The 20,848-nt window shown below is 63.7% G+C and carries 21 protein-coding genes; 8 read left to right on the forward strand and 13 right to left on the reverse strand.

The genetic code is table 11. From position 1 onward, the window contains the following. The first annotated feature begins 209 nt into the window (after positions 1-209). From CH295_RS18850 to CH295_RS18865, 5 genes are all read left to right on the forward strand, one after another. Complete coding sequence (locus CH295_RS18850; RefSeq protein ID WP_170945977.1) at positions 210-1,592, forward strand: alpha/beta fold hydrolase; 1,383 nt, start codon at positions 210-212, stop codon at positions 1,590-1,592. Between the two features lies 1 nt (position 1,593). Next, positions 1,594-2,433, forward strand: coding sequence for a trypsin-like peptidase domain-containing protein (locus tag CH295_RS18855; RefSeq protein ID WP_094741629.1), 840 nt, complete (start codon positions 1,594-1,596; stop codon positions 2,431-2,433). A 73-nt stretch (positions 2,434-2,506) separates the two neighbouring features. Then, complete coding sequence (locus tag CH295_RS27870) at positions 2,507-2,677, forward strand: KOW domain-containing RNA-binding protein (RefSeq protein ID WP_170945969.1); 171 nt, start codon at positions 2,507-2,509, stop codon at positions 2,675-2,677. A gap of 83 nt (positions 2,678-2,760) precedes the next feature. Beyond that, a complete protein-coding gene (locus tag CH295_RS18860; protein ID WP_094741630.1) occupies positions 2,761-3,789 on the forward strand; it encodes an LLM class flavin-dependent oxidoreductase in 1,029 nt (342 codons plus the stop codon). Between the two features lie 194 nt (positions 3,790-3,983). Further along, entirely contained in the window at positions 3,984-4,799 is an 816-nt protein-coding gene (locus tag CH295_RS18865; protein ID WP_170945978.1) for a universal stress protein, read from the forward strand. 9 nt (positions 4,800-4,808) lie between these two features. On the opposite strand, the gene CH295_RS18870 is transcribed toward CH295_RS18865, so the two are convergent. Together CH295_RS18870 and CH295_RS18875 are read right to left on the reverse strand one after the other, a co-directional pair. Next, a complete protein-coding gene (locus tag CH295_RS18870; protein ID WP_094741632.1) occupies positions 4,809-5,516 on the reverse strand; it encodes an enoyl-CoA hydratase-related protein in 708 nt (235 codons plus the stop codon). A 59-nt stretch (positions 5,517-5,575) separates the two neighbouring features. Further along, complete coding sequence (locus CH295_RS18875; RefSeq protein ID WP_252342106.1) at positions 5,576-6,694, reverse strand: hypothetical protein; 1,119 nt, start codon at positions 6,692-6,694, stop codon at positions 5,576-5,578. A 122-nt stretch (positions 6,695-6,816) separates the two neighbouring features. Here CH295_RS18875 and CH295_RS18880 point away from each other — a divergent pair, with 122 nt between their 5' ends. Then, positions 6,817-7,098, forward strand: a complete 282-nt coding sequence (locus CH295_RS18880; RefSeq protein ID WP_094741633.1) for a DUF7218 family protein — start codon at positions 6,817-6,819, stop codon at positions 7,096-7,098. Between the two features lies 1 nt (position 7,099). On the opposite strand, the gene CH295_RS18885 is transcribed toward CH295_RS18880, so the two are convergent. Genes CH295_RS18885 through CH295_RS18895 form a run of 3 tightly spaced genes read right to left on the reverse strand, consistent with a single transcriptional unit; the run spans position 7,100 to position 10,292 of the window. Further along, positions 7,100-7,588, reverse strand: a complete 489-nt coding sequence (locus tag CH295_RS18885) for an SRPBCC family protein (RefSeq protein WP_094741634.1) — start codon at positions 7,586-7,588, stop codon at positions 7,100-7,102. A 20-nt stretch (positions 7,589-7,608) separates the two neighbouring features. Then, positions 7,609-8,562, reverse strand: a complete 954-nt coding sequence (locus tag CH295_RS18890) for an ABC transporter substrate-binding protein (RefSeq protein WP_252342107.1) — start codon at positions 8,560-8,562, stop codon at positions 7,609-7,611. A 41-nt stretch (positions 8,563-8,603) separates the two neighbouring features. Continuing rightward, positions 8,604-10,292 carry a nitroreductase family deazaflavin-dependent oxidoreductase gene (locus tag CH295_RS18895; protein ID WP_094741635.1) on the reverse strand — a complete coding sequence of 563 codons (1,689 nt, stop codon included), beginning with the start codon at positions 10,290-10,292 and terminating at the stop codon, positions 8,604-8,606. A 119-nt stretch (positions 10,293-10,411) separates the two neighbouring features. Here CH295_RS18895 and CH295_RS18900 point away from each other — a divergent pair, with 119 nt between their 5' ends. Next, complete coding sequence (locus CH295_RS18900) at positions 10,412-10,999, forward strand: TetR/AcrR family transcriptional regulator (protein WP_230596355.1); 588 nt, start codon at positions 10,412-10,414, stop codon at positions 10,997-10,999. Between the two features lie 98 nt (positions 11,000-11,097). Further along, on the forward strand, positions 11,098-12,717 hold the full coding sequence (locus CH295_RS18905) for an MFS transporter (protein ID WP_094741827.1): 1,620 nt from the start codon (positions 11,098-11,100) through the stop codon (positions 12,715-12,717). On the opposite strand, the gene CH295_RS18910 is transcribed toward CH295_RS18905, so the two are convergent. The 8 genes from CH295_RS18910 to CH295_RS18945 form a co-directional block, all read right to left on the reverse strand. Then, positions 12,710-13,606 carry an SDR family oxidoreductase gene (locus tag CH295_RS18910; protein ID WP_094741636.1) on the reverse strand — a complete coding sequence of 299 codons (897 nt, stop codon included), beginning with the start codon at positions 13,604-13,606 and terminating at the stop codon, positions 12,710-12,712. The two genes, CH295_RS18905 and CH295_RS18910, sit on opposite strands and share 8 nt — an antisense overlap. 154 nt (positions 13,607-13,760) lie before the next feature. Continuing rightward, positions 13,761-14,123 carry an STAS domain-containing protein gene (locus CH295_RS18915; RefSeq protein ID WP_094635597.1) on the reverse strand — a complete coding sequence of 121 codons (363 nt, stop codon included), beginning with the start codon at positions 14,121-14,123 and terminating at the stop codon, positions 13,761-13,763. A 193-nt stretch (positions 14,124-14,316) separates the two neighbouring features. Beyond that, entirely contained in the window at positions 14,317-15,246 is a 930-nt protein-coding gene (locus tag CH295_RS18920; RefSeq protein WP_094741637.1) for an aldo/keto reductase, read from the reverse strand. A gap of 5 nt (positions 15,247-15,251) precedes the next feature. After that, entirely contained in the window at positions 15,252-15,824 is a 573-nt protein-coding gene (locus tag CH295_RS18925; RefSeq protein WP_252342108.1) for a giguanylate cyclase, read from the reverse strand. 120 nt (positions 15,825-15,944) lie between these two features. Continuing rightward, positions 15,945-17,030, reverse strand: a complete 1,086-nt coding sequence (locus tag CH295_RS18930) for a glycosyltransferase family 4 protein (protein WP_094635594.1) — start codon at positions 17,028-17,030, stop codon at positions 15,945-15,947. A 54-nt stretch (positions 17,031-17,084) separates the two neighbouring features. Next, positions 17,085-18,344 (reverse strand): hypothetical protein, encoded by a 1,260-nt coding sequence (locus CH295_RS18935; protein ID WP_094741639.1) that lies wholly within the window; start codon positions 18,342-18,344, stop codon positions 17,085-17,087. Further along, positions 18,331-19,440, reverse strand: a complete 1,110-nt coding sequence (locus tag CH295_RS18940; protein ID WP_094741640.1) for a glycosyltransferase — start codon at positions 19,438-19,440, stop codon at positions 18,331-18,333. The genes CH295_RS18935 and CH295_RS18940 overlap by 14 nt, the downstream gene beginning before the upstream one ends. Beyond that, positions 19,430-20,662: a YveK family protein gene (locus CH295_RS18945; RefSeq protein WP_094741828.1), complete on the reverse strand. Its 1,233-nt coding sequence runs from the start codon at positions 20,660-20,662 to the stop codon at positions 19,430-19,432. The genes CH295_RS18940 and CH295_RS18945 overlap by 11 nt, the downstream gene beginning before the upstream one ends. Positions 20,663-20,848 lie beyond the last annotated feature (186 nt).

Below are 20,848 nucleotides of genomic sequence, written 5' to 3' on the forward strand. Positions count from 1 at the left end.
CTACGGATGCTGGACGCAACGAACACGGTGCGAAGACATCGGCAGGCGAAATTGGGAGCGTGAAACTTTCGAGAATTACTCGTGGGAGCGTCCGAGTGGCTGTGGTCGGTTCGGTTGTCGCGGCTGGTCTGACGTCGGGCGTAGCCCAGGCCGAGCCCGAATGGTCACCAGCCCCGACTCCTCGGGTCGACATGAAACCCTGCAACGACGTGATCCTGGACTTCGATTCGAAGATCGACGCACGCGGCGGAGGATCTGCGGCTCGAGAGTTGGAATGCGCAACCATCGAAGTGCCGATGGATTACGCCGTGCCCGACGGGCGAAAGATCGAATTCACGTTTTCTCGACTCCGTGCAGCGGACCCGGAAAAACGGCGAGGCGTGTTGATGACGCATCAAGGTGGACCCGGGCAGGGTTCCATCACGTATCCATTGGAGTTGGCCAACCGTCCGATACGGGAAGCGGTCCGTGAGTACGACATCGTCAGTTTCGACTACCGAGGCACTGGTGCCAGTACACCGTTGAACTGTCCGCCGACATCTGTTCCGTACCCCACAGTGACCGGTACCCAAAAGGTGGACTTCGATGCCGGCTTCGACTGGACGTCCCAGGCCAACAAGGCACTGGTCGAATGCGAGCCGGAGTATGTGCGTCAGATCACCACACCGAACATCGCCCGCGACGTCGATCGTGTTCGTGAGGCCCTCGGTGAAGAGCAGATGGCGTATTACGGCGTGTCCTACGGAACCGTCGTAGGTATGACATATCGAGCGATGTTCGACGACAAAGTCTCGCGAATGTGGCTGGATTCGATCCTGGATCCGGAGTTTCGCGACGGCTCCGACTACGTGTCCCAAGATGCGCTCAGCCGCGCATCCAATCGAAGACTCTTTGCGTACCTCGCGCAGAATCAACGGTTCTACAACCTCGGGGACACCGAGGAATCGACCCGCGCTTCGGTCGAGAAGATCGTCGACGACGCGGAATCGAGGTACAAGAGCGGAGACACCGTTCTGATGCGCAACGACATACTCTCGCTGCTGCTCGACCAGCCTGCGATGGCGGCGCGGTCTTTGCTGACGTTGCGAGACGGACAACTGCCGTCGAAACTGATTCCTGTAGAGGGAGAAAGCAATCCTCTGTTCTCGGATGACAAGATCGATTCGAAACTGTCCGGCTCGAACGAGTCGTACACTCCTGTCTTCTGTGCATTGGCCGAGGGTGGTCGTGATGCGGACGACGTGTGGAATCGATACATGGAGTGGCGTGCCGAGACACCTGCCGACAATCTGGTGATCGAGCGTGTGCCGTCCTCGATCTGCGCGGGTTGGCCGTTCTCGACAGACCGCCCGGATTGGTCCGCGGCGGGAAAGAGCAGTCCGCTTCAGATCGGAGCACACCGGTACGAATCGACAACGCCGTATGCCGGAGCCGAAAAAGCCAGAATTATCTTGAATGGCTCGTTGTTCACCACGAACGATGCTAGGCACAGTGCATCGATTTTCACCGAATGCGGTGCGAAAAGAATATCCGAATTTCTGCAGGGATCCGCTCCGTACGATTCCGAGTGCCTGGCGCGGGAGGAGAGCTAGTATGCGAACGTTCATGTTTCGGATCGTCACAGTAAGCGCGCTGGCAAGTGTTCTCGTAGGCGTGGTCGGGTGCTCTGCGAATCCGGGAGATTCAGACCCGCCGCCGACTGCCGAGGATATTTCGTACCTTGGAACGGGCACCTTCGACGGCTGTTCGGGTTCACTCGTCATCGACGATGGAATGTCCAAGGACGACAAGGCTTTGTTCTTGACCAACGGGCATTGTTCGCTCGACGACAGCGTGCTCGGGAGGGCAAATATCGACAAGCCTTTGCAGGAATCGGTCAATCTATCGGATGCGGAAGGCGCAGGTATCGCCGCCGTGCAAATCGAGAAGCGCGTCTATTGGACGATGACCGAGACGGACGTGGCACTCCTCCAGTTGAGTAAGACCTACGGTGAGATCGATGCGGATTTCGGTATCCGGGGGCGCATGTTGGATCCCGAGCCAGCTAGGGTCGGCCAAGAGATCGAGGTGGTGGCGGCGGCTGTCGGAACGTCGGTCCAATGCTCGGTGGCGCGAGTGGTCCCCACCGTGATGGAGGTCGGGCTCCAAACGAGAGACGTCATGTCCTACTCACCGGAATGCTCCTCGCAGCCTGGCGCGTCCGGTGCGGCTGTGATAGATCGGAAGACCAACAAGATAATGGGAATCAACAACTCGCACAACACTTCCGGTGGTCAGTGTCTCATCGACGAACCCTGTGAGGTAGACCGAGATGGCAAGATCACGGTAGTGGCGGGCGCAAGTTATGCGCCACCGGTCGCGGCGTTGGCGACTTGCTTGAAGGCCGGGAAGCTCGACCTTGCAGCACGTGACTGTCTGCTGCCCAAACCGTAGTCGGCCACCACGGGATCGGACGTCGCGGTCTTCGATCTCGGGCCCTGGTCCGGTCCGTCTGTACGGTGCAGGCATGGACGGATTCGGAGTAGGCGACGGAGTCACACCGCTGAGCGGGCCCATGGCAGGTATGTACGGAACCGTGGTCTGGTTCTACGAGGAGAAGCAGCAGTTGCTCGTCCGCTTCGGCGCGTCGCAGCAGATGTACTACGCGGCGGAGGAGCTGAAGAGTTGGGGAGAGTAGTCGCCTGCTCGAACTCGCATCGGAATAATTGAATCTTCTCTGATGCTGTTGCAAGCGACCATCCCGACTCGAAAGGTCCCACCATGCATCTGGGCGTCGACAGCTTTGTCTCTTCCGTGACCGATCCGACCGACGGCCGGGTGATCGCTCCCGAGGAGCGAATGGGTCACCTGCTGGAGGAGATCGCCCTCGCGGATCAGGTCGGGCTCTATTCGTTCGGCATCGGCGAGCATCACCGCAGTGAGTACTACGACTCGGCTCCGTCGATTATTCTGGCCGCGGCAGCCGCGCGCACCGAGAACATTCGACTCGGCAGCGCAGTCAAGGTACTCAGCGCCGACGATCCGGTCCGGGTCTTCCAGGAGTTCGCCACTCTCGACCTGATCTCCAAGGGCCGGATCGACCTGGTCGTGGGACGCGGATCCTTCACCGAGTCGTTCCCGCTGTTCGGACTCGATCTGGCCGATTACGACTCGCTCTTCGCCGAGAAGCTCGACCTCCTGCTGCAGATTCGGGACAACGTCGAGGTGACCTGGTCCGGTCGGCACCGCCCGGCGCTGAACCGTCAGGGCATCTACCCACGTCCGCTGCAGGATCCGTTGCCGATCTGGGTCGGTGTCGGTGGGACTCCCGAATCCTTCGCTCGCGCAGGGCTTCTGGGGCTCCCACTGATGATCGCCATCATCGGAGGCGAACCGCGACAGTTCGCTCCGCTCGTCGATCTGTACCGGCGCGCCGGAGCCCAAGCGGGTCACCCTCCGGAGAAACTGAAGGTGGGTCTCCACGTGTTCGGCTTCGTCGCCGAGACCACACAGGCTGCGGCAGACACGATCTACCCCGGCTGGAACGAGATGTTCACCAAGATCTCTCGGGAGCGTGGATTCGCCCGACCGAGCAGGCAACAGTTCGACGCCACTTCCGGTCCGAACGGCGCGTTCTTCATGGGAGATCCGAAGACGGTGGCCGACAAGATTCTGCGAGTGAGCGAACAACTGGGCGGTGTGGACCGACTGTCGTTGCAGATGACAAATCCGCGGCTGGCCCACAGCGACCTTCTGCGCGGCATCGAACTACTCGGCACCGAAGTCGCACCTCTGGTTGCCCCGGCATAGCCGTTCCGACCCGAAGTGCCCGCAATCACGGTGGCCAAATGCCCTAGTGGGCCGTGGACGAAGCGTCGATCGTAGGAGACGACGCAGAACACCGTCTTCGGCCAACGGAGGAACGATGGACCACACGATCGCGGCAACCACATTCGACGGACCGCTCGCGGTCGTGGTCGACGGCTCGCCCACGGACAAGGGGGGTGGCCGAATGGGCGGCGCATTTCGCCGGGGCGGCCTCGACATCGGTGCGCCTCGTCCACGGTGCACCGAAAGACGAGTGGAGTGCGGCCGTCGCCGCCGAGCTGAACACCACCGACTTCCCGACGCGTCTGCGGCAGGAGGGTGAAGGCGTACTCGCTCGCGCTGTCGAGGTGGTGCACGGAGTCGATCCCCAGGTGGCGGTCGAATCGGAGGTATCGGAGCTGTCGGCTGCACGTATGGCCGAGGCGCTCTCCGCGGACGCGGCGATGCTCGTCGTCGGCGCGTGCCAGTCGGGTCCACTGCGCGACATCGTCTTCGGGTATTCGCCGACGGCAATCGTCAACGCCGCGACCTGCCCGGTGCTGGTGTGGCACGAGCGTCGCGACTCGGGATCCGAACCGGCACCCGTCGCGGTGGGGGTCGATGGATCAGAGCCGTCGAAGCGCGCACTGTCCGCAGCATTCGAGCTTGCGAGCATCCTGAATGCAGAGCTGCTCGCCGTCCACGTGGGTGCCGTGCACGAGACCGACCAACTCGACTACGGCACCTCCGTCGACTGGCAGCACCTTCGTGAGGCGGAACGACAGTGGTTGCAGGCCAACGTCGACGCCTACCGAGACAAGTATCCGTCGGTGCCGGTTCGGGCAGTGTCCGTCGGTGCCTCTGCGGCACACGAACTTCGGTCGATCTCCGCTACGTCTCAGGTGTTGGTCGTGGGTAGCCGTGGCCGAAATCGCTTCACCGCAGCGATATTGGGGTCAGTGAGCCAGAACTTGGTGCATCACGCCGAATGTCCGGTGCTCGTGGTGCACTGACGGCGTCACCTAGTTCGAGGCCCATTCCATTTCGTCGACGCCTGCGACAGGCGTCAGAAGGGAACGGATCTCACCGGCGTACATGGTGCGTTTGATCTCGCCCAGAACGTCGCCACGAGTTCCGGCCAAGTCGCCTGCGCGGGCGACGGCGTCGTCGAGCAGTGAATCGGCGGCCGATACGGCATCGACCAAACCGAGTGCCATGGCGTCGCCTCCGCCGTAGCGGCGGCCGGTGGTGAGCGCCTCGTGGAAGGCGTGCGGTGCCAGCCTCGCTCGCACCATGTCGACGGTTCCCGGGCTGTAGGTCGCGCCGATGTTGACACCGGGGAAGCAGAGGAAGCCGCGATCGGACCGCATGATTCGGTGGTCGTGCGCCATCACGAAGAATGCGGCACCACCGAACGTGTGTCCCTGCATGGCCGCGACCGTCTGCATCGGAAGTGTCAGAAAGCGCACCAACATCTCTTGCACTGTGCCGATGAACCGGTTGATCTGGTCGAGGTTCTCGGCACCCCACGACAGGTCCACTCCGGTGGAGAAGTACTTGCCCGTCGCTGTCGTGACGAGCGCAGCAGCGCCGGAACTGGCCTCGACCTCGTCGAGCAGGGTGTTTATCTCGGCAACCCAATCCGGGCTGATGCGATTCTCGGTGTCGTCGACACCTCGACTTCCGAGGTTCAGGACGAAGACATCGGCAACGCGTTCGAGGTATGGCATATCCCGAACGTACCCACATCTTGTTGTTCTCACTCACAACGCCGAGGGTTCGTCGGTGGTTACGAAGACGCGGTAGCCGACTCTCGACGAATGAGTTCGCGGTGACCGTAGGTGGCACCGAGGATGTCCTCGCGATCTGCCACTGAGGAGCCGACCGCGCCTGCCACCGTGCCCAGCGAAGCGGCAAGCCATGCCAGGGCGAAGTAGTCGCCGAGAGTCGCGTCGCGACCGATCTGCGTTGTCAGGAAGTCCGGTGAAATGACCACTGCTGCCGAGAACAGCACGACCGCGAACAGCAGCGCATACATGCAGAGCGCACCGGTCAGAACCGTTCCGAGGGTGGCTGCGTTGTACATCCAGCGATCGATCGTCGAGCTTCGGAACGAGCGTTTTTCCCACAACCCATTGGGGAAGATGACCCACACCGTCATGGCCATCACCGCGGTGACGCCGATCATCGCCAGTCGTCCGAGGCTCATCGACGCTGCCATCTGCCAGATGCTCGCGTAGAACACGCCGAAGGCGGACGCCGCGCTCGCGGCAGCAAGCGCACCCGACAAAGTGGGAACCAATCTCCACGGACGATTACACCGAATCATCCCTGATACCAACCTGGTTCGGCCGAACATGCTCGACGTCAGCAGAACTTCGGCACCTTCCCCGGAATCGCTCGGAGCCCAGCGAGACCGAGAGTATCTTCGCGGCTGCCGAGAGGGGTCGTCGGCTTCGATCAACTCGTGCAACACCGCGAGAGCGGCGGTGACGGCGCGTCGCCGGACCGCAAGCGTTCCGAATGAGGGCACATACAGCGCGCCTGTCGTGCCACCGCGAATCTCGGCGATCACCGGGCGCGACCCGAGACGGCGAGGTACCTCCGACACACACAACACGATGTCGTAGTTGTCGGTGGCTTGCACCGATGCCAGCCACTGACCGAGTGGGGCGGCACCGGTCGCGGTGGGTGGGAGCGGAACCGACGCTCCGGACACCCGTAGTTCCCGCCGGTGCCCGTCGATCATCGCGTGGTCGGGCAACTTCTCGATGATGGCGGACGCGACGTTCGACGCGAAGCCGTCATCACTGACCACGCCTACCGAGAGCGGTGAATCGTCTGCGTCGGTGGTGTCGTGGTGGCCGGTGTTGTCTCGGCCCGCAGAGGCCGATCGATCGAAGTGCATCTCGATCGCTTACCCGATGACGCTCGGTGCACACCACTCGTCTGTCGCGGAACGAGGTTTGTCGTCGTGCAGACCGGGTAGCGCATTCGATAAGTCGATGCAGTCCAGCGAGAGGAAGTTCGATGCCGGCGAAGAAGAACGAAACCGGGGACCAGCCGCAACTGAAGGATCAGGCCCTGAACGAGAAGCTTCGAGAAGAGGGCAACTCGAAGGAGAAGGCTGCTCGAATCTCGAACGCGGCCGCGAAGGAGGGCAGGGATCAGATCGGTGAGAAGGGAGGGAAGTCCGGATCCTACGAGGACTGGACCGTGGACGAATTGACCGACAGGGCCAAAGAACTGGGCCTCGAGGGTTACTCGAAACTGAAGAAGGAGGAGCTCATCGACGCGCTCCGACACCATTGATTCACTGCGGGCGCAGCGACGAATAGTACTCCTGCTGGGATGGGTAGTAGTCGTCGAAACTCGGGAGTGGGTCGCCGTTTCCGGCCGCGACAAACATGTCCAGGTAGTACTCCCACCCCGGTCCGATCTCTCCCAGACCGTCCGTGCTCGCGCAGCGGTGTACGAGCACGAGAACGGTCCCATGGCCTCGCTCGGTCAGACGGACCTCGAGAGGCCACTGGCCCTCGCCGGTCATCCGCACTGCCAGGAGGCCCGGCGGCTCACACGCGTCGATGATCATGTCCGACGCGGGCGCATCCTCCTCGAATGCCATCGTGACGCGAACGGTGTTGTGCGAGATCCGCTCCCACGGACCGAACCACAGTGCCGTCCGGGACGATTCGGTGAGGCGTGCCCATACGTCCTCACGTGGTGCCGAGATGGTTCTGCTCAATTCGAGGGCGAAGCCGGTGTCGGTGGTTCTCAGTGTGCCCAGGGGAGTCGGTGCCATCGAGTGATTATGCATCTCGGTCAGCTCCGGGCGTAGAGCTTCTCCACCAGGCCGAGGGTCCACAGCGCGGTCAGTGGTCCACCGTCGTTGGTGAACTTGTCGGTCCGCACGATGCGGTCGTCTCTCACGGCAGGCAGGCCACTCCAGATCGGATTGGCGTTCATGGCCTGCAGGTCCTGCTCCGAGGTGATCGAGGCAATCATGGCCACTGCGTCGGATGCGGCAGTAACGTTCTCCGGGCCGTACTCGATTTCGGGGTCAGCGTCGTTCCAGGCGGAAGCGAAGCGGGCTCCCACGTCTTCGAGCACGATGGAGGTCACCCGGTCGCGTCCTATCGAGATCCCACCTTCCTCGGACGTACTGATCGGCAGGACCGCGGTGTTCGCGATCGCGTCGGCATACTGCAACGTGAGCTCGTCGACGCGAGAGGTGTACTCGCTCAGTATCGTTTCCACCTCGTCCCGAAGATTCAGTGCCGCGCCGATCGTTGTGACGTCCTGCTGCCAGCTGACTCCGGTGCCGGTGGAGCCCACCGGCAGTACCGGCGCAATTTCACTGAGCTGGTCGTATATCTCCTCGACTACTTCGTCGCGACCGATGATCAAGTCCGGTTCCACTCGGGCAATTGCTTCGAGATCGACCGTGTTTCGGGGGTAGAGCTCTGGCACTCCGTCTGCAAGCAGCATCCTGGTGGGCTCGGTCAGTGGACCGGGAATTTCCGGCGGAGCCTCGGTTTCCACCGGAATCCCGACGATGGGCAAGTCGAACGCCAGGGCGATGTCCAGGTCGCGTCGTCCGTCGATGACGACGACCGACTCGATTCGATCCGGTACCTCGACGGTGCCGAACTGCGTGGTGGCCGAATGGGTCGCGGAGTTCGTGGCCGCCCGTTCGGTGTCGACACCACAAGCCGAGAGCAGAGATGCAACCAGGAACGCGCCGAGGGCGACGGACAAGTGGGGGACTGTCTTCACGACTTAAGTAAACCAAACCTAAGTCGATTGTGAAGAACTGGTCATTCGTCGAACTCGATGCGGACCGAGACCGGGTCGGTCTGGAGCGCTCGGAAGCCGGCTCCGATGATGCGTCCGAGGAGGGGATTGCCGGAGAACGACCTCGCTCTGACGACGACGTCGTCGTCGGGTACGAATGTGGCTGTGCCGCTGCGCCACTGGTTGCCCACTCGAATCCGGATTCCCGGTATGTCCGCGATATTGGCACCCCAACCGGACCTGGTGCCGTGCTGCGATACCAGCCACGCACCGGAATCGTCGAATGCCGCCGACACCGGCACGCGACGGGCGAGCCCGGTCTTGCGTCCCACGGTCTCGAGGTCGGTCACCAGGGAGGTCGTCACTCCCAGGGACGTCAATCCGTTCACGATGGGATTGGCGAGGTACTTCCCGATCAAGCGCTCGCGGCGGAACTTCGTCACGGCAGCAGATGTGTCCGCCCGAGCGGCACCTCGGCGGTTGCGAAACGCGTCCCAGCCGTTGCGCTGCATCATCGTGGCGGCAGTCTTCCACGCCGGGCGGCTGGAATTCGGCTGCCGTCCAGCGCCGATGAGCTGCAATTGGTCGGTGTGCCACTGCAGATCGAGTGCGCCGTTGATCTGTTTGAACGCGCTGGACTTCGACGGGACGCGAAGACCCACGCGCGGCGACTCGACCCGGTCCAGCGTGCCGTCGACCAGAGAGTTCGCGACGGCAGGGGCGAGGGCAGTCGGACGGCCGAGGCCGACCATGTCGCACTCACCCGACTGCACTGCCGCATTCATCACCGAGCGGGTGCGGAAGCCGCCGGTGACCGCCAGCGGCACGGTTCCTGCCGCGTCGCGCACCGTCCGCGCGTACTCGAGGAAGTACGCCTCACGATCGCGGGTGCTCGCAGTGCCCATCATCGCGGGTGATTCGTAACTGCCACCGCTGATTTCGATGAGATCGATGGATTCTCGAACGAGATGCTCGACGGTGATGCGTGATTCTTCCTCGCTGAAGCCGCCGCGTTGGAAGTCCGCGGAATTGAGTTTGATTCCCACTGCGAAACTCGGGGACACCGCTGCTCTGATTGCGCGGACGACTTCGAGTACGAATCGCATCCGTCCGTCGAGGTCGCCGCCCCAGGCGTCGTCGCGTCGATTGGACAGCGGCGACAGGAACTGCGAAACCAGGTATCCGTGCGCCCCGTGGATCTGGACGCCGTCGAAACCGGCCGTCTCGGCCACGGCCGCTGCGGTGGCGAATCGGCCGATGATGTCGCGGATCTCGTTCTCGCTCAACGCCCGCGGTGCCGGAATTCCCGGGATGTTGGGGGCGACCGCGGACGGTGCAACGGGCTTGGTGCGGGTGACGATCGGGTTGGCCTGCCGGCCCGGGTGATTGAGCTGCATCCAGATGGGGGCACCGCCGTCGGACGTTGCTTTCGCCCAACGGGCCAGAGCGTCGCGGTCGCGGTCGTCCTCGATGACGACATTGCCCGGTTCGCCGAGGTGAGATCGGTCGATCATCACGTTGCCGGTCACCACCAGGCCGTAGCCGCCCGCGCCCCACTGGCGGTACAGCGTTTCGAGGCGGGAGTCCGGACCGTGCTCGGCGGTGGACAGTCCTTCGCTGAGAGCTGCCTTCATCACACGATTCGGCAAGATCTGCCCGCCGGCGAGGGTGAGCGGGCTGCTCAGGTCGATCACGTCGGTGTCAGGGGACATGGCGTTTCTCCGGTTCCTGGACTGCGGCTCAAGCTATGATGGACAACATAGATACAGAGGGACTGTAGATGTAACGAGGCGTCACGTCAATCATTGTGGTGTCCTCGGGAGGGGTTCGGATGGCGAATCGAAGCAATGCTCGGGACGACATGTTGCGCAGCGCCGCGCACCTGTTTCGTCGACGCGGCGTGGACGCCACCTCGCTGGCAGACGTCATCGATCATGCGGGCGCGCCGCGCGGGTCGATCTATCACCATTTTCCCCGCGGCAAACCTCAGTTGGTGGAAGAGGCGACCCGTACTGCGGGTGCCGCGATGAGCGCGATGATTTCGGCCGGCCTGGCTTCCGCCGGTCCGTCTGCGACCGTGCGGGCCATTCTGGAGGGATTCCGCAGCGAACTGCTGGCCACGGATTTCGTTGCGGGCTGTCCTGTCGCGCCGGCCGCGCTCGAGGGGCTGCATGCGCCGCAGGCCGTGGCCGCGGCAGGTGAGTCCTTCTCGTCCTGGGAGGACGTGATAGCGGCGTCTCTCTGGCAGCGCGGATTGACTCGCGAGCGGTCGTACGCGTTGGCGACATTCGCGATCGCCGCCATCGAAGGTGCGCTGATCATGGCCAAGGCGCAGCGCTCCACCACGGCGTTGGATCGGACCGAGGGGGAGTTGTCGGCCCTGCTCGAGGCGGTGCTGGAGGCGTCGGCCGGCCGCTGATGCCGGCCAGGATGGGGCGGCAGGTGTTGCTATAACTTCGAGTTACAGCTAACTTCCCTTCATGAACTATGCCAACCGTCATAGTGGAAGGGATTCCGATGTCGTCACCCACCACCTCCCGTCACCTGGCGGATGTGCCCCAATTCCGTCGGCGATACCTCGCGCTGATCGTGATCTGCGCAGCCGAGCTGCTCGTCGTGCTGGACAACACCGTCGTCAACGTCGCGCTGCCCTCGATGGGACTGCAGCTGCGTGCCGAGATGAGCGGATTGCAGTGGGTGGTCGACGCCTACACGCTGACGTTCGCTGGATTGCTGTTGGCGTTTGGTCACCTCGGCGATCGCTACGGTCGTAAGAAGATCATGGTCGTCGGATTGGCGGGTATTGCGGTGATGTCGGTCGGCGGCGCCGTCGCAGCCGATCTGGGCCAGGTGATCGCGGCCCGAGCGGCTATGGGAGTGTGTGCGGCCGCGGTGTTTCCGGCGACCCTTGCACTGATCATCAACATCTTCACCGACGCCAAGGAGCGAGCGCTGGCCATCGCGGCCTGGACGGCCATGGCCGGGTTCGCCATCGCCATCGGCCCGACGGCTGGTGGATTCCTGCTCGAGCACTTCTCGTGGCATTCGGTGTTCTGGATCAATGTTCCTGTGGCACTGCTCGTTCTGGTGGCTGCGCTGGCCTGCGTGCCGGAGTCCAAAGCAGAGCATGTCGGCAAGTACGACCCCCTGGGCATCGCGCTGTCGTTGGCGGGCATCACCGTGCTGGTCTGGGCGATCATCGAAGCGCCACACAACGGTTGGTTGTCTGCAACGAGCGTCGGAGCCTACCTGGCAGGATCGGCTGCCATCGTCGCTTTCGTCTGGTGGGAACTGCGAACACCGTCTCCGGTGCTGGATTTGAATCTGTTTCGGAACCGGCGATTCTCACTGCCCGCGTTGGCAATTGCCGTGGCGTACTTCAGTATGTTCGGCTTCCTGTTCATGATCACCCAGTATTTCCAGGGGGTGATGGAGTTGACCCCACTGGAGTTCGGCATTCACTCGCTGCCCTTCGCTGTATCCATCGCAATCGGTGCGCCGCTGGCGACGATCGTTGCGCAACGCATCGGAACCACTGCCGTGATCTTCTTCGGGCTGATCGTGATGAGCACCGGAATGTTCATCGCAGGGCAGGTGGAAGTCGAAACGCCCTATCTGGGGCCGGTTCTCGTCTCGATGATTCTGATGGGCCTCGGCTTGGCGATCGTGCAGGGCCCTGCCACCGAGTCGATCATGTCCTCGGTGACGCTCGACGAAGCAGGTGCGGGCTCGGCGGTGAACGACACCACGCGAGAGGTCGGCGGGACGCTCGGGGTAGCCGTGCTCGGGTCGATCGTCGCATCGATCTACACCGCTCAGGTGAGTCCGAAGATCGACGCGATACCCGACGCGATCATGGAGCCGTATCAGAAGGCATTCGCGCGCGAGACGGTCGTCAGCGTGATCGAGATCGTGAAAGCGCCGACCAACCCGATCTTCGCGACACAGAAGGCCGACCTGATCTACGCGATGAAAGCTGCTTGCCTGGAGGGCTTTCAGCTCGCGTCGTTCGTCACCGTCGGAGCCGCTGTGGCATGTGCGCTTGCCGTCGCGCTGTTCCTGCCGTGGCGACGACCCGAGGGAAACGGTGTGCTGCTCGCGTGGCGCGCTGAAGGGGACGGCGACAGGATCAGTTGAAGGGCGTGCCACCGGTGACCGCGATGGTCTCGCCGGTGTTGTAGCTCGATTCGTTCGATGCCAGGAAGACATACGCCGGTGCCAGCTCTGCGGGTTGTCCAGGTCGCCCCAGCGGGACGGTCTCGCCGAACTTCTCGTACTTCTCCGCCGGCATCGTCGCGGGGATGAGCGGTGTCCAAATCGGTCCCGGCGCAACAGCATTGACGCGAATTCCACGCTCTGCAAGGTCGCCGGCAAGGCCCTTGGTGAAGGCCACGATTCCTGCCTTGGTCGTGGCGTAATCCATCAATTCCGGAGAAGGGTTCGATGCCTGAATCGAGGTGGTGTTGATGATCGTCGATCCTGCGTCCATGATCTCTGCAGCGCGTTTCGAGATCCAGAACAAGGCGTACAGGTTGGTCTTGAGCACCCGATCGAACTGCTCGGTGGTGATGTCGGCTATCCCGCCCATCTGGGCCATCTGGAATGCGGCGTTGTTGACGACGATGTCGAGCCCACCGAGTACCTCGGATGCGGTGTCGACCAATTGCACACACTGCGACTCGTCGGTGAGATCGCAGGCGATGGCTCTGCCTGCGCGGCCCGCTCCCTCGATGAGGTCGACAGTGGTCTGCGCGTCAGGACCCTCGGATTCGAGGTGTGCGATGACAACGTCGGCACCCTCGCGCGCAAAGGCAAGTGCAACGGCTCGGCCGATACCCGAGTCGCCACCGGTGATGAGTGCTCTGCGGCCGTGCAGACGATCCGATCCACGGTAGGAATCCTCACCGTGGTCGGGAACGGTGACCATGTCACGGGTCAGTCCTGGGTGCTCGAGACGTCCTTGCTCGGCCCGGTCGGGCATCGGAAACGCGGTTCTCGGGTCGGACTTGCTGAACTGGTCGGACATTGTCGATCCTTGCCTCGGTGTGCGTGAAATGCTCCACGCGGCAAGTCGAACGAGCCGCTTCGGTTCAGTGGAGACGACTCACGGTGAACGTGCCGTCCGGGGTCGCTGTCCTCCTGGGGTTTGCCGAATCGTGCGGACCGCAAACCTCCACCGGTCATGCAGCGCGCGGATCTGCCCCGATGGTCGCCGCGCCCAATGCGTCGAGAACGAGGCGTGCGGGCCGCGTCGGAGCGTAGATCTCGAGCCGGCCTGCACTGCGGGCGGCGGCATCGACGATCACGCATGCTGCCCCCGAGTACATGAAGGCGACCGCTGACAAGTCCAGCAGCACAACCGTTTCGCCGCGCAGAGCGTCGTCGAGCGCCTGCGCGAGATCGGTACGAGCCCCCAGGTCGAGATCGCCCGACGCACGGACGACAGTCAGGCGAGGGGAGTAGAACTCTGTGCCGATGGAGTAATGAGCATTGCCGCGCTCGACGGGGGCGAGGTGAGAATCGAAGTGGTCGGTGACAGTCACGGTGCGAACCTCTCAGTTCGGATGGCCTAGCGACCGACGTGCACGGGGTGAAACCCGAGGGCTACAGGTTCCGGTGCATGCCGTGCGGTAATCCTGACAGTGCAACGTCACCGAACCGAAGCTTGACCATCACGGACCGATAGCTAGTCGGTAACGATAAGGTAACGGAAGATGAGATGCTGCTGAGTGGCGTTCAGGGCAGTGTGTGGCCTGCCGTTCGGAACAGGCGGTACCACTCCTGCCTGGTCAGGCGTAGGTCCGAACCGCCGGCAGCTTCGACGACTCGATCGGGACTCGTGGTGCCGAGCACGACCTGGATGTCGGCCGGGTGCCTGGTGATCCAGGCCGTTGCCACCGCTGACGGGGTGGATCCGTGTGCGCCGGCGATCTCGTCCAGTGCCACATTCAGTTCGGGGTAGTTCTCGCGGTCGCCCACGAACACGCCGGAGGGCGTACCGCTCTGGAACGGTGACCACGCCTGCAGGGTGATGCCGCGCGTTCGCGCGTAGTCCAGCAAGCCGTTGTCGCGGTCGATCGATTGATCCTCGGTGCCCATGTTGGCCGTCAGACCCGCCGCGATCAACGGCGAGTGCACGATGCTCAGCTGCACCTGATCGAACAGAATGGGTTGACTGACAGCAGTTTTCAGTAACTCGATCTGGCCGGGTGTGTGATTGGAGACGCCGAAGCCCAGGACTTTGCCCGACGCGTGCAGGTGATCGAACGCTGCTGCGACCTCCTCCGGCTCGACGAGGGTGTCCGGTCGGTGCAGTAGAAGCGTGTCCAGGTACTCGACGCCGAGGGCCTCGAGTGACGCCTCGACAGTGGTGACGATGTGTTCCTTGGAGAAGTCGAACCAGCCCTCCCGAATGCCGACCTTGCTCTGAATGCTGATGTGCTCGCGTTGCGACGAAGTCAGGGTGATCGCATCGCCGAATCGCTTCTCGCACGTGTGCGGGGTACCGCCGTAGATATCGGCATGGTCGAACACCGTGACGCCTACTTCGAGAGCGGTGTCCACCAATCGTCTGATCCGTTCGTCGTCCAGATCGGTGATGCGCATGAACCCCAGCACGATGCTCGAGACGTCTGTCCCGGTGTGGGGGAGGGTGAAGGTGTGCATGTCGGTTACTCGAACTCCAGACGCATCGATTGGGTGGTTGCCTGCAGCAGCAGGGCGAAGCCGGTGAAGGAGATGACGATCGGAGCCCACAGGACCACCGCCACGAACGTGTCCACGCCGCGCTCGACCACGATATAGACCGCGACGACCGTGGTTCCGAGCAGGCAGAGAGCAATGTGCGTGGCCAACCGCCATTTGTCGAAGAAGAAGCCGGCAAGCATGCCGATCGGGATGAGGAACGCGCATTTTCCGAGCGTGACCTCGGGCGCGAAATCTGCCGTGATGGTGGCCCCGAAAATTGCGACGTTCGCGATGACGACGAAGGCGAACGCCTGCCCGAGCGTCGGCCACGGACCGAACCACCAGAACGCGCCCATGATGTATGCGGCGATCATGCACGTCCACTGCACGATCGACGGGATCGCCGTCGTGGCTCCGTAGCCGAATGCGAGCTCGAAGGTCACGACGACGGCCATGGCCAAGGCAGCAGCGGAGACGATGCGTTTGACCGCGGTGGTCAACGCGAGGCTGGTCATCACGCCGATACACCATTGATAATGCTCGTTGGATCTCGTCATGGCGCGAGTCACATCAGCCCCCATCGTTCCAATCGGGTCCCGATTGAAACACAGCCGCCTGCGCCGGGGTTCGACTTCGTTCATTTTCCCGCGCGGGTGCTCGCGCGATGGGCATGACTGTCAGCTGATGAGGCGGTGCAGCAAGGCGGGAAGTGTCTCGGCGATGTCGTGGCGGCTTGCAACTCGGTCCCTCGCGGCGTCCCCGAGAGTCCGCCGCCGATCCGAATCGGCCACCACCGTCGAAATGGCGGCCGCGAGGGCTGTGGCGTTGCCGGGCTCGACCAGTATCCCGGCACCGTCGACGAGGAATTCGTGGGTACCGCCGTGATCTGTTCCGATCACCGGCAACCCGTGCGACATCGCTTCGAGTACCGACAACGGGCCGGCCTCCGGAGACGTACTGGCCGAAATTACGACGTCCCACCTGCGGAGAGCGGACTGGGCGTCGGTGTGCCCGAGAAACTCGACCCTGCCGCCGAGGTCCGGTTCGGCCGCACGTGCGTGGAGCTCCGATACGTAGTCCCGATCGCCGGGGAAGCTGCCTCCTGCCAGCTCGACTCGGATGTCGGGAAGAGTGGCCACGGCATCGAGGAGAACTCGGTGACCCTTCCACGGTGTCAGCAGAGCCAACATACCGACGACCGGCGGGGTGTGAAGTTCGCCGCCGAAGCGAGGCACCGGCCACGGCACTCCGTTGTGGGATACCACCACGGGAAGGCCGGCCGCGCGGAGCGGAACTGCCGTTGCTTCCGACACCGACACCGCGACACGGACGGCGGGCCGCGCGAATCGAACCACCACCCGCTGCTTGAGCGAGTTCATGGTGTCGTGAACGAGCCACGACGCACCGCGGGTGGGCCTGCACAGTCGTACGACGGGGAGCGCGAACAGCGAGTTGACGACGGTTGCGGTTCCGGGGGCACGCGCGACGGTGCGCACTGCGCGCGCGGCTCCGATCCATCTGCCGAGCAGGCGTACGGCGGCGACGACGCGTGCGGCCCCGTGCTCACCTCCGAGGCCCAGCTCGTCGATCCGGATGTGTCGGGTTGCGCTCGGCAGGCGATGCGCCAGTGGTCCCGCGGGGCAGGCGATCACAGTTCTGTGGCCGCGGCGCTCGGCCTCGTCGATCAAATTCAGCAGTACCTTCTCGGCACCGGAGACCTGTCCCGTGTGGGCGAGGAAGAGCACGGTCGACTCGTCGGTCATGTGTGGGCCCGTCTGTGTGGCAAGGGTGGTTCGAGAAGTCGAACTCGTGACTCGTCATGCATGGTGCAGCAGAGCGACGGGGTCTTCACACATCCTCTGCAGCGCCGAATCGATGACCGTGACGTCGATCATCTTGCTGCAGAACGATGCCGTGTACGTTCGCCCACCGGCAATCTCGGCGATGAGCATGGTGCAGCCGTCCGGGCCGTCCGGTTCGAGCGACGCGGCCATCTGCGGCGGTCTGCCGTCGTCGAACCAGTCGAGATGATCGAACACCCGCACTCGCCCGAGGTCGCTGACGGCCAGCCTCAGTGTTTCGGGAACCTCGACGACCGAATCGGTCTGCGAGCGAGCAACAGGCCGAATTCGCGACGCAGCATCGCGCAGCAGTGACATCGCCAATACTGCTATCGGCCAACCCGATTCGATCACCTCGCGCATTGTCGCAGTGATGCCGACGGGTGACGTGCCCGACGGGAGGTGAAGTGGAATGCCGACGGCAAAGTTCCCGTGCGAATTCTGTTGCGCCGAATCGAGATAACGCCGACTGTTGAACAAGACCATGATGTGCTCGGCGACGTCGACGCCCTCGGCCCGCAGAGCCGCACTCCACAGTGCGATCGAGATCGACGCGGCGGTCGCTCCTGGCATGTGCTCGGCCGTCCAGTGTTTGAGTTCGTCCACACGGGCTCGGCTCATGTGCGCGGCTCGGCTGACCTTCGCGGCTTCCCAGTTCTCGATTCTGCGACGGGGAGCGGACTCGACGTCGGCCTCGGTTCGGTGGCGACCGCGCAGCTTCCAGAAGTCCGCCAAGGTCATCGGATTCCGAGAATACTGACGCCACAACGCTTTCCAAGTTGCGCTCGCCGGTAGTCCCACCGCGAGCCCGGGGACCAGTGACCCGTCGGCATCGTCGCAGAATGCCGCCAACATCATCACGCCGATCTGGCCGTCCCCGATTCCGTGCGAGTAGTCGATCGCGAGATGGTCGTCGAACACGACCACGTCGAGAGGGCTGCGTTCTCCGTGTCGAGATCGAATGTCGGTGAGCATCTTGCCCAGGTCGTCCGTGGGATCGGTGCTCGCGGAGACGTTGTCACCTGCGATGCCGGTGCGGTAGCGCCACAGACGAGCGTCCGACCGCGGTTCCAGGGCGAGGTGTGCCTCGGTACCGACCTGTTCGGCGGCCGTGAGCGTTCGTCTCGTACGTCCGACATCGAGACCACGAACGGGGCCGACCGCGGTGACAATTCGGGTATCGGCGAAGACACGATCCAGCGCAGTTGCGCGGTATCGACGCTCAGCGGACGGCATCGACGACCTCCTGCATCCGACTGCGGAAGTTTGCCCGCGAAAAGCCCTCCGCCCACGCGCGAATGCCGGCGCGGTCGTAGTCTGCGGGGTCGAAGGAGCGCATGGCCTCGGCAAATCCGGCGATCACTTCGTCGTCGGAGCCCGGAGCCACGTGCACCCCGGTCTTTCCGGGTACCACCGAGTCAATGGCACCGCCGTCGCCCAGGGCGATGACGGGTGTTCCGGTCGCCATGGACTCGACGGGGACGATGCCGAAGTCCTCGACTCCCGGCATCAGAAGGGCGCGCGTCGTCCGATGCAGTTCGAGAAGCTTCTCGTGTGAAACCCGTCCCAGGAAGGTCGTTTTCGGTCCGGCCAGTTTCCGGCAGGCGTCCATCGCACGGCCGTCTCCCGCCACCACGAGGGGAACGTCGGCCTCCGCGGCAGCGCGCACCGCGATGTCCGGACGCTTGTAGGGGACCAGGCGACCCGCGAGCAGGAAGAAGTTCTCTCGCTCGACGGACGGATCCGGCGTGAATCCCTCGGTGTCGACGGGAGGATGGACCACCACCGCGTCGTCACGGCCCCACCAGTCCTCGATGCGACGTGCCACTGCAGTCGAATTGGCCACCACGGTGGTCAGTTTCGGTGCGGCAGCGATCTCGCATCGGCGGGCAACGGCCGACAGTGCCGTCAAGATCGCTGCTCCGGCTCTACCGCCGCCTTCGCCTGCGCGTAGTTCGGGGTCCCAGGCCCACCGTGCCGGGCTGTGCACGTAGGCGATCACCGGGGAGTCCGTGGCGAACACGGCCTGGGTTGCGAAGGCGTGGTGGCTGACCACGACTGCATCGAAACCTTCGAGCGGCATGCGCCGAAATGCCAGCGGCATCATCGGAAGGACGGGCGCGTAGGACCGCTGCCCCAACGCGTTGTACAGCCGGTTCAGGCTCGACGTGTGCACCTCGCGGCCGATCCCCGACGGGACCCCGGCCGGCCTGGAGATCGGCGCGAACACCTCGGCCGCAGGCCAGTGCAATGCGAGCTGTTCGATGACGTGCTCGGATCCGGCGATCTCGGTGAATCTTTCGTGTACGACGGCAATTCTGTCAGCTGGCATGGCTGCGGCCTTCCGGCGCGATCGTCTGCGCGGTCTGTTCCACTCGTCGGGTCGAGTTCTTGCTCTGCAGGACCAGGTGCACGGGTATGTCGAAGTCGTCGAGCCGCCGCAGCGCGGCGGTTGCTGCCTTCTTGTCCCGTCCACGGCTGGACACCAGCACCACGACGGTCTCGACTTCGCCCACTTCCGTGTGCTGCCACCACTGCTCCGACAACCCGAATTCTGCGGTGCCTCGGCGATGTTCGGTTGTCCGATGCCGATCGTGAGTCGACTCCGACACGGCACCCTCGCCGACCAACAGGACGATCACGCTGTCGCCCCTGGGAGCTGCGTGTCGAGCCCCCCTCGAGGCGGGTCGATCGCCGCGTTCGAGTGCTGCCATCCGCGCAGCTACGGCCGGCGGCACCGCATCACCCGCCGTCGGGTCGAAGTGCGCTCCGTACTTGCGGGAGACCCGACGTGCCCAGGAACGAGAGGGCCTGCGTCCGAGGCGTCCTCGCAGCAACACGATCAGTTCGGCCGCGACGATGAGGGCTGCGAGAGCGGCTACGAGTGCCTCCGAGACCGGCTTCGGTGACACCGGTGTGGTGCTCTGCTCGGGGTTCGACAGCACGACCAGTCGATCTCCTCCCGCAGCGGCTTCGACTTCGCTCAGGCGGGTGCGCAGTTCGGCCAGTTCGGACACGGCCGCGGCCCGGCTCGGGTCGTCGGCGGGGAGAGCGTCCACTCGAGCCTGTTGCGCATCGATCGAGGACTGCGCTTCCTCCGTGCGCTCGCGAGAGTCGCGGATCGCGTTGGCAGTGCTGGTACTTGCCATGGTCGACACCATCGTGCGAGCCAGATCTGCGGCGAGCTCGGGAGATCGGGTCGTCACCGTGACGGTCAGCAGTGCAGGCGAGGTGCCGGGGGAGAGTTCGACGCTCGACGCCAGCTCGGCAGCGTTCAGTCCGGAGTCGACCTGCGTGAGGACCTCATCGAGCACACTGCGGTCGGTCGCCAACTCGACGAACGGTGCGCGCATCTGCTCGATGAACGCGTCACCGGGAACGAGGCTTTGGGCCGGTTCGATCTCGGCCACGACCGACGCGGCGTACTGCTTGTCGGTGAGTTCGCTTCTGAGGTAGAACACGCCTGCACCGACCAGCGCAGCAATGATCACGGCGGGCAGCAGTGCCCGGCCGAGTTCACGCATGTGTCCCGCCAGATCGATAGGTGGGGGCACGTCGCCCCGGTGTATGGCATCGTGGACGGACATCAACCGCGTACCCTTCCGTCGTCGATGCGAGCGGACGTACCGCTTCGGAGATTCGTGGAGCCGACAGGCTCGATGATAGCCGGGCCCGAGTGCAGTCCGCGTAACCGTGCCGCTCGTGAATGAAACTGCACATCAACAACATTCGAAGAACAA

It is taken from the genome of Rhodococcus sp. 14-2483-1-2, from assembly GCF_002259405.1.
In the GTDB taxonomy this organism is placed as follows: Bacteria; Actinomycetota; Actinomycetes; order Mycobacteriales; family Mycobacteriaceae; genus Rhodococcoides.

What these genes read in the sequence shown, in the direction of transcription:
- CH295_RS18900 (WP_230596355.1), top strand. Translation starts at nt 10,412, where the DNA reads ATGGCGAATCGAAGCAATGCTCGGGACGACATGTTGCGCAGCGCCGCG.
- CH295_RS18930 (WP_094635594.1), bottom strand. Translation starts at nt 17,030, where the DNA reads ATGACCGACGAGTCGACCGTGCTCTTCCTCGCCCACACGGGACAGGTC.
- CH295_RS18875 (WP_252342106.1), bottom strand. Translation starts at nt 6,694, where the DNA reads ATGCACTTCGATCGATCGGCCTCTGCGGGCCGAGACAACACCGGCCAC.
- CH295_RS27870 (WP_170945969.1), top strand. Translation starts at nt 2,507, where the DNA reads ATGGACGGATTCGGAGTAGGCGACGGAGTCACACCGCTGAGCGGGCCC.
- CH295_RS18855 (WP_094741629.1), top strand. Translation starts at nt 1,594, where the DNA reads ATGCGAACGTTCATGTTTCGGATCGTCACAGTAAGCGCGCTGGCAAGT.
- CH295_RS18920 (WP_094741637.1), bottom strand. Translation starts at nt 15,246, where the DNA reads ATGCACACCTTCACCCTCCCCCACACCGGGACAGACGTCTCGAGCATC.
- CH295_RS18910 (WP_094741636.1), bottom strand. Translation starts at nt 13,606, where the DNA reads ATGTCCGACCAGTTCAGCAAGTCCGACCCGAGAACCGCGTTTCCGATG.
- CH295_RS18905 (WP_094741827.1), top strand. Translation starts at nt 11,098, where the DNA reads ATGTCGTCACCCACCACCTCCCGTCACCTGGCGGATGTGCCCCAATTC.
- CH295_RS18880 (WP_094741633.1), top strand. Translation starts at nt 6,817, where the DNA reads ATGCCGGCGAAGAAGAACGAAACCGGGGACCAGCCGCAACTGAAGGAT.
- CH295_RS18935 (WP_094741639.1), bottom strand. Translation starts at nt 18,344, where the DNA reads ATGCCGTCCGCTGAGCGTCGATACCGCGCAACTGCGCTGGATCGTGTC.
- CH295_RS18940 (WP_094741640.1), bottom strand. Translation starts at nt 19,440, where the DNA reads ATGCCAGCTGACAGAATTGCCGTCGTACACGAAAGATTCACCGAGATC.
- CH295_RS18895 (WP_094741635.1), bottom strand. Translation starts at nt 10,292, where the DNA reads ATGTCCCCTGACACCGACGTGATCGACCTGAGCAGCCCGCTCACCCTC.
- CH295_RS18860 (WP_094741630.1), top strand. Translation starts at nt 2,761, where the DNA reads ATGCATCTGGGCGTCGACAGCTTTGTCTCTTCCGTGACCGATCCGACC.
- CH295_RS18925 (WP_252342108.1), bottom strand. Translation starts at nt 15,824, where the DNA reads ATGACGAGATCCAACGAGCATTATCAATGGTGTATCGGCGTGATGACC.
- CH295_RS18870 (WP_094741632.1), bottom strand. Translation starts at nt 5,516, where the DNA reads ATGCCATACCTCGAACGCGTTGCCGATGTCTTCGTCCTGAACCTCGGA.
- CH295_RS18885 (WP_094741634.1), bottom strand. Translation starts at nt 7,588, where the DNA reads ATGGCACCGACTCCCCTGGGCACACTGAGAACCACCGACACCGGCTTC.